Genomic DNA, 7246 nt, shown 5'->3' with positions numbered 1-7246 from the left:
CTCCTGTAGCCCCAGTTATTCCTGTCGCTCCGACCTCTCCTGTAGCCCCAGTTATTCCTGTCGCTCCGACCTCTCCTGTAGCCCCAGTTATTCCTTGAGACCCGATTTGATCGAGTTCTGCCGACAGAACTCGATGGGCAGCTACCAAATTCCCAGCGGAATCTTTTCCCCAAGCTGAGACCTTTACATCATCAGTACTGACGATAAACTGGAACTCAAACGCATTCAATTGAGCATAATAATCTCTAGTTGCAACTTCTCCCTCAGCCAAGACAAACGCCTCTGAAACATACATAGTTTTTATAGTCCCGGTCACGAAAAATCCTAAAATATCAATGTTGGCTGTAGTTGTAGCGTCATTTGTGATCTTTACTGTAAACATTGACGTTGGTCTTACACCAGTAACCGGAGCATTTTCGATTAATCCGGTAGTTAATTCAGTCATCATCTCTTCTCCTTACAATAATAAAATAATTCATTGTAAATATGATAAGCGTCTTTATGAATATCCGACTTGTATCCTAAAATATCCTTGGGACAATTTTCCATATCATGGGCTTTTATTATTGTATTGTACGAGTCTCTCTTTTGTTACCTTATATAACTACCTATTCTGTTGGTATAACCCCACCAAAGAGACTAGATAGTGACTCCGATTAAACTGCAAACAGTAAATTACTTTGCATTAATCAAATAACTTCTAATCATAATTTACCTATGTAAGTACATAAGTTATTGTTTCCTGACACGTTTCAAACAAAAATATTAGAGGCTAACTCCTAAAAGTCATAAGGTATTCAAAAATACAGCAACCTTTGAAGCAAAATAAAATTATTTGAAGAACACCAAACAAGATTCCTGCATTTACCAACTTCGATATTAAGGCATATGCAAATATAATTTAGCAAAAGAGTTATTTTTTAGTTCTCATACCCTTTGCGTGTATTTGATTTGTTGTCTACGTATAATTTTTTCCATCTCTTCGTTTGTCCCAAGAAAATAAGAAACCAGTTTAGCGCTCATAGAGTTACGAGTGCTGAACTGGTCTCCATCTGTGCGGTAACGTCCTAAACTTTTTAGCTAGTATTATCTTTTTAAAGTATCAATGAAATCAACACCAAGCTCACGCCATAGTAATCCCCGGCCTCTTTTGTGACGGAAACACAAGTAGTGGGCTTCGAGCAAACTTACATCGAAATCCTCTATTACCTTTAAAGCAGAACTCTCATCACGGAAAATCTGTTAATAAAACATATGACCTTCCACACTATTCAGGTGATCACTATCAATAAAGATAATTATCGGAAGACTATTCCCAAGATACATCGGTAAACACAAATGGCCCGTCACTACAGTCTATGAGTAGTTGTTCTCTATTGAGAAGCTTGCCATCGAAATCATAAATAAACTTGTAAAAGTCCAAATACTTTAGAACTTGACGCGCCATGACCAAAGCCTCATCATCTAAACAATTTTTACTCTCAGAACTATCGTTGTTACAGTTTTTGAGTTTTATTTCTTCCCTTAAGCGATAAATGTGAAAAGATAAAGTATCGTTGGCCTAAACGAGTATAAATAATAGTGCATCGATGGTATGAGAGAATATTCTCCACCTTCAATATCTATCTTAATGAAACCAATGTCCTTAACATCATATTCGGTTACAAAATCACTTATCGTGATGCCCCTTATGTTCAGTAAAATTATCATAGGAAAGCGTTCGGAATAACACTAGACAATGAATCTCCAGGTTCCGTTCTTGTATATAAACGGACAACACCAGATTGCTCTGTCAGTGCAGCATTGACACAAGTTACTTTTGGTATTAGGGAGGAATTAAGTTCCAAATTCCTAGCAAGCTCTTGGAATGCGCCATTATCTGGTTCCACTGCATAAACATGCTTTGCCTTGCACGCACAATATAATGCTGTAGGTCCTATCCAAACACCAATATCGAGATATGATTTATCAGGTTCTAAGAAGTAATCAAAAACTTTAAATGTTCCTTCTTCCCAAAAATTATTGAGAATATGGTTCCATATCCACCTCCGTCTTGTGTCAGAAAGAACTTTAAAACAAACTCCGTTCTTTATAACGTCCATCGTATTAAAGACGTGGCTCTACGAAACTTGCTTTTTGGTCTCTAAATTATAGAAATTAGGCTATCTTAACGCTTAGCTACCAGACAACCCAATTATTATCTGCATACATATTGTCTCAATCTCTTCATACTGATCTGGTCTAGTCAATTTTCATTGATATTATTATATTATGGACTAGTTTACCTGCAGAAAATTTACAAGTATAATTTAACTAATCTTTTTTAAAGGTGAAAGCAGAATACTCGGCCGCTTTCACCCTTTAAGGTATCTATTTCTGGACTATTTCAGATTTGACTATGCTCTATAATTTATAAATACAATTTAGTAGATTATGCCTTTTCCTGCCAAGCCAGTTGAACCTGACGCTTTCTGCAAATCGTTAAACCAGGTGATAGCGGGATCGTCATCAGCTCATAAGATGACGATCCCGTTTCTCTTAATAACTCCTCTACTGCTAGATAAGCAGTCCCGCACCATTCAGGTTGCATCATTTGCTCATTTCCAGGATGGGTATCATGCAACAAAATCAAACCATGTGGTGCTACAAATGGAAAGAAATCTTTGAAGTCCTGTAATACCGCCTCTTTTGAATGATCTGCATCGATAAATAGCATATCAATTTTCAATGGGTTACTCATTACTTCCTTGGCAAAATCCTGGGTCGTGCCCTTAAAAAACCGTGTTTTCGAAGATTGTTGCATATAACTGCCGGATTCCGCACTAATGTCCACTCCAATTAATTTTTCCGCAAAGGGAATTATTCGATTGAACAGCGCACAATGATATAGTCCTAGTTCCACGTAAACCTTTGGACGGACAAGGCTCGCCAGGTGGACGATAAAATCTTCATGCCAGTTTAATACCAAATTTCTCAACCCTTTCCTCTTACTTATTAGCTAACCCCAACACACCCTCTAGATAATTCTTGTTGTAAAGAACCTGCGTATTTTCTGGGCGATACTTCCTAGCTATCTCGTTATGCTCATAGGCCAACTCATGTTTACCTAAACGGTCATAGCAAACACACAACTGTAAATGTGGTAACCACGTCCAACAGGCCTCAATTACGGGTCCCCAGCTATCAGTTGGCTTTTCCAATTGAGTCGCTAGTTTATACCAGAAAGCCCCTTTTTCATATTGTTTAGCACCTAGAAAATAAAAACCTAAGCGACAACAAAACTCAGCCCTTGGAGTTGCATATTCAAAGGATTTCAAGATATATTCCAGTTCTTTATCCTTCTCGCCTAACCTCTGGAAACATTCAGCCAGTTTTCCACAAGCAGACAAATTATCCTCAACCCAACCTTGTCCTGTCTTTAAAAATTCTTGATAAGTCTCTATCGCTCGTTTGTTGATTTTATGATCAAAAAGTTCATTGGCATAATAAAATAAATCTCTTGGAGAAAACAATTCCCCTCTTGCTTTACGCTTCTCATATATTTTCAGATTGCGATTAGAATCATCATTTGCCGAACCCTTGTGTGTTACACAAATATCCGAGTTCAAAACAGGTCCATACACTTCTAAATACTCGTGTACCGCCCCGATCCAACGAAAGTTCTTACTCCTTCTGACCAAGCGGTTTCTTCTTAAACTAAAAGTAGCTACTCCCGATTGGTCGAACGCTAATAGGTAGGGCATATTAACGACGTCCATTAAGGGATCCAGGTTTTTTTTCAGTTTCAAAAACTGGGCACGATCAAAATCAGCTAAGACATCATCTGCATCCAACCAAAGGATATAATCCATTGTCGCATTACTAAAAGCAAAGTTTCTAGCAGCGGCAAAGTCATCAATCCAGGTAAAATCAAAAATCCGGTCCGTGTATTTTCTCACGATTTCTTTTGTTTTGTCTGAAGAGCCAGTATCTACAATTACAATCTCATCCGGTATTCCCTTCACTGAGTCTAAACATCGGGCAATAGTAGCTTCCTCATTGCGTACAATCATACACAGACTAATGGATATGGAGTTATCGGGCATCTTTCCTACCACCTCATAGTAATGATTTTAGGGGCATACTCTAAGGTATTCGCCATACTGGAAAGTGGAAGCTTGACAACCTTTAAATACCTCAAAAAAGAATATCATTCAATGACTTGACGTGTTTTAGCTCAATGAACACATGTCGAAAGTAACTTTCATTGGTTAAACGTAGCCATAATCCAAACGCGACTATTTGGGCCGCGTTTGGATCAACTGATTATGATAATTCTATGGTGTGAATGTGATGATGTTTAGATCAATACTTGTTCCTGTAGATGCTGAGGTAATGTTAGTAACCGCTGTGACGATGACTCTAACACTATACGTTGAACTAGCACTAGTAGCTGGAACTATATCTACATACGTGTTTCCTAAGGGGAATCTTTGAGTGCCTGCTGCGGATAAGTTTCTATTTACTGTCCTGGTATTAATTAATGTTGCATCTCGATACAATCGCACCTCAAATACATATGCCCAGTTCGCTGAAGTAACGAATTCAACCGCGAAAGCATAATCAATTTTGAGTTGCTGATTTATCACAACGCTTTGCGTTACACTTGCTACTGTTACTTCGGTGTTTAATGGTGGAAAGACCGGAATTGGGCCAATTGCATTAGTAAAGGCTAATGTTGGCACAGTCCCCGTGAACCCTGTTGCTCCTGTGACACCTGTTGCTCCTGTTGCTCCTGTTATTCCTTGAGAACTAATTGGATCAAGTTCTGCTGGCAACACACGATGAGCAGCGACCAAACGCCCAGCGGAATCTTTTCCCCAAACCGAGACTTTTACAGCATCCGAGCTAGTGATGAACTGAAATTCAAAAGCATCCAAATTTGCAAAGTAAAATCTGGTTGCAACCTTCCCGGGTCCCAAGGCAAAGTTCTCCGATACATACAGTGTCTTCACAGTCCCTGTTACGAAATAACCTAGGATTTGGACGACAGTAACCGATGTGTTATCGTTGGTGATTCTTACCGTAAGCGATGAAGTTGGTCTTACACCCAAGACCGGTCAATTTTCAATCAATCCAGTAGTTAATGAAGCCATAGACTTGTCTCCTTATATAAATACTTAATAATAATTTCTTCCCATGAGTTAACTCTACAATTGATTACTAACAATAAATTGATACTAGTAGTCAGCCCATCAACAAATATTAACAACACCAACCGCAATCCTTGCCCAGATACACAGGGTTTTTAAACATACCATGGAGAAATATGGCGTGATAAATTCCATATTATGGATTGCTCTATTATATTGTTTTTGTCCTCTTTTGGTTCTCGATTCCGTTATGATTGTTTCGCCTGAGTTCGGCTTTAAAGGATTAATTCTAGGCTTAATTTTTGTCCACGTACCTCAAAACAACTGAGTAGGAGCGAATCATTCGCCCCTACTCTGTTGAAATCTATAATTCTTCACTTTTTACCAACATTCATTCCATATTATATTAGGTTCTGCTCCCCACATGCCTGTAGCCATTCCACACATATTGCTTTACTTTTCCTGCCGGGACAATTGAGTCTGACTTTTTCTGCAAATCGTTAAACCAGGTGAAACCGGAATCGTCATCAACTCAAACGATCCTGTTTCCTTCAATTTGAGACAGCCTCTCTTCCTTATCCAAAAGGGTTTTAGATACAAGCCGAAACCCTTTTGGATTAGCATGTGACTATTTTACGATAATTCCTCTATCTACCTTTGATCATCGATTTGATTTGATTAAAGTAGACCGAAGAACGGCTAACCCATTTGGAAGTGATTACATACAATATCAAGAAACTAAATTATTTCCTAGGAGATTAACTTATGGATTATGAAATAGTAATAATATCCAACAGGCCTCACCTAAGCCAAGAGGCGCAATTATGTTTAACAGGCCATAACAGCAGAGTATTTGACGGCACGAATTATCCCTCGTTTTCCAAGCTTGTTAACGATTGTATAACCTCCAGTGAATATGAGACAATTATAATCAGTAACGATAAAGCTAGACCAACTCCGAAGGCGGTAGAAAAGATACTTTTGATGTTGGAAGATGGTTGGGGGATTGTTGCTCTTTATCGATTTGGTTTTTTTGGTTTTAAAAAAGATTTAATAAGAAAGATTGGTTTCTTCGATGAACGCTTTATTGGCGGTGGTTATGAAGACGTCGATTTTGCGAGGAGACTGAAAGAGGCAAATATCGGCTACTATGAAAGAGAAGAAATCGACTATATCTATTTGCCTACCTCATGGAATTACGAAAAATCAGCCTTCGCTAGAAATCAATACTTTACAAAATGGAAAGAAGAAGGAAATGTTATAACTAGGCAATTGGCTGAAGAAGATTACGAGTATGACCTTGGTCCTTTCCAAAACACAAATTTTATAGATTTTGAAAAGTCAATTTTATTGTCATATCACGGTAGTATTAAGGAAATAATTATGCAAACCAGTATTTAAGCGATAAAATTCATATTTAAAAAAGTTCTCTAGAATTCATTATAACCATTAACAATCTCAAAGAGAGGAAGCATATTTCAATGCCTTCACTCTTCAGTGTCTTCGTCATTTAAGATTGTTGAGTTTCTTAAGTTTAGGCTTACGGATTTTCCTGCGAAGCCAATTGAACCTGACGCTTTCTGCAAATCGTCAAACCCGGTGAGAGCGGGAAGAGACCTTTCTCCAAAAGTGACTAGTATCACCACCACCCGCTCAGCGGGTGGTGGTGATACTAGTCCTATAAGGGCAGGTACTATACGAAGCCTCAAGGCTTACTGAAAGATCCGCCAACTGTAAAGCTTCTCCCGACGCCTCCAAGGAGGCAAATCAAGGGCTATCGCTTTAATCCAAAATATCTTTCAATAAACACAGAGAACTTGGTTAACAATTTATAGCCCCCAGTTCAGTTGAAACATCATGCGAGAATCAATTCTTTTCATAGTTAAAGCTCTTTGGAACCACCTGCATAGCAGGTGGTTTTCGTTTAGACAAAAAGGAGCCCCTTGGCGTTAGCCAAGGGGCTATCAGTGATTAATCCAATTAACGATAGTCAATTGTAGGGATCAAAAAGTGCTCCAGTTGAGTCGTATAAATTATGCGCCAGTCGCTCCAGTAGCCCCTGTTTCACCAGTTGCTCCTGTGGCGCCAGTTACACCGGTTGCTCCTGTGACTCC

Annotated in this window: 6 protein-coding genes and 1 pseudogene; 1 reads left to right on the top strand and 6 read right to left on the bottom strand. The window is 38.7% G+C overall.

Annotated features, from left to right (window positions below):
* The 6 genes and pseudogenes from BUB11_RS27960 to BUB11_RS26410 form a co-directional block, all read right to left on the bottom strand.
* Nucleotides 1-445 (bottom strand): annotated as a pseudogene (locus BUB11_RS27960) (collagen-like protein); the annotation flags it as partial.
* A 1079-nt stretch (nucleotides 446-1524) separates the two neighbouring features.
* Nucleotides 1525-1710 carry an FkbM family methyltransferase gene (locus tag BUB11_RS29165; RefSeq protein WP_084110592.1) on the bottom strand — a complete coding sequence of 62 codons (186 nt, stop codon included), beginning with the start codon at nucleotides 1708-1710 and terminating at the stop codon, nucleotides 1525-1527.
* Nucleotides 1707-2102: an FkbM family methyltransferase gene (locus BUB11_RS26735; protein ID WP_084110590.1), complete on the bottom strand. Its 396-nt coding sequence runs from the start codon at nucleotides 2100-2102 to the stop codon at nucleotides 1707-1709. Before BUB11_RS26735 ends, BUB11_RS29165 begins: the two co-directional genes overlap by 4 nt.
* Before the next feature lie 329 nt (nucleotides 2103-2431).
* Nucleotides 2432-2977: a class I SAM-dependent methyltransferase gene (locus BUB11_RS26420; protein WP_242947784.1), complete on the bottom strand. Its 546-nt coding sequence runs from the start codon at nucleotides 2975-2977 to the stop codon at nucleotides 2432-2434.
* A 10-nt stretch (nucleotides 2978-2987) separates the two neighbouring features.
* Nucleotides 2988-4085, bottom strand: a complete 1098-nt coding sequence (locus BUB11_RS26415; protein ID WP_073033612.1) for a tetratricopeptide repeat-containing glycosyltransferase family 2 protein — start codon at nucleotides 4083-4085, stop codon at nucleotides 2988-2990.
* A gap of 231 nt (nucleotides 4086-4316) precedes the next feature.
* Nucleotides 4317-5093 (bottom strand): hypothetical protein, encoded by a 777-nt coding sequence (locus BUB11_RS26410; protein WP_242947782.1) that lies wholly within the window; start codon nucleotides 5091-5093, stop codon nucleotides 4317-4319.
* 804 nt (nucleotides 5094-5897) lie between these two features.
* On the opposite strand from BUB11_RS26410, the gene BUB11_RS26405 reads away from it, so the two are divergent.
* Nucleotides 5898-6533 (top strand): glycosyltransferase family 2 protein, encoded by a 636-nt coding sequence (locus BUB11_RS26405; protein WP_073033609.1) that lies wholly within the window; start codon nucleotides 5898-5900, stop codon nucleotides 6531-6533.
* Nucleotides 6534-7246: the final 713 nt, after the last annotated feature.

The sequence above is a fragment of the Desulfosporosinus lacus DSM 15449 genome (assembly GCF_900129935.1).
GTDB lineage: Bacteria > Bacillota > Desulfitobacteriia > Desulfitobacteriales > Desulfitobacteriaceae > Desulfosporosinus > Desulfosporosinus lacus.
Note: the sequence above shows the minus strand (reverse complement) of the source record. Positions and strands in the feature narration are given on the sequence as shown.